The 664-nt window shown below is 66.0% G+C and carries 1 protein-coding gene; it reads left to right on the top strand.

Annotated features, from left to right (window positions below; all coding sequences use genetic code 11):
* Nucleotides 1-20: 20 nt before the first annotated feature.
* Nucleotides 21-664: TolC family protein (locus ACYVDE_RS25260; RefSeq protein WP_460504267.1), on the top strand; the 644-nt coding region annotated here is incomplete at its 3' end.

Below are 664 nucleotides of genomic sequence, written 5' to 3'. Positions count from 1 at the left end.
AGTTGGCCCCGTTGCCCGCCGTGCCCGCGGCCCCCGCCAGCCCGCACCGGCTGGAAGATTTTCTGCTGGTGGCCCGCCAGAACAGCCCGCTGCTGCGCGAAACCGCCAATCAGGTAGCCCAGAACCGTATCGACAGCCTGGTGCGGGCCCGCCAGAACGGCGTGCAGGTGGCTGGCATTGGCTCGGCGCTGTACTACCCCAGCATCACCAACAGCCAAGGCGAGAGCGTGCTGGGCTACGACAACGCCATTTCCAACGGCGGCAACTACGCCGCCATCGCCCAGGCCAGCAAGCCCATTCTGAACAGCTTCCAGCTTCAGAACGACTACCAGATTATCAGCAACCAAGGCCAGGTGCTGCGCAACACCGGCCGCCTCTCGGCCCTGGACCTGCGCCGCAGCATCACCGACCAGTTCCTGACCGCCTACGCCGCCGAAACCCAGCTCAGCTTCAGCCGCACGCTGCTGGCCCAGCTGCGCGAGCAGGATAAGATGCTGCGCCAGCTGGTGAACGGCGGCATTTTCAAGCAGACGCAGTACCTGAGCTTCTACCTCTCGGTGCGCACGCAGGAGGTGACGGTGGAGCAGAACCGCCTGGCCTACCGCCGCGAGCTGGGCACGTTGCGCGCCCTGGCCGGGGTGGCCGATACGGCCCTCATAAGTAT

This window comes from Hymenobacter agri, assembly GCF_054778495.1.
Note: the sequence above shows the minus strand (reverse complement) of the source record. Positions and strands in the feature narration are given on the sequence as shown.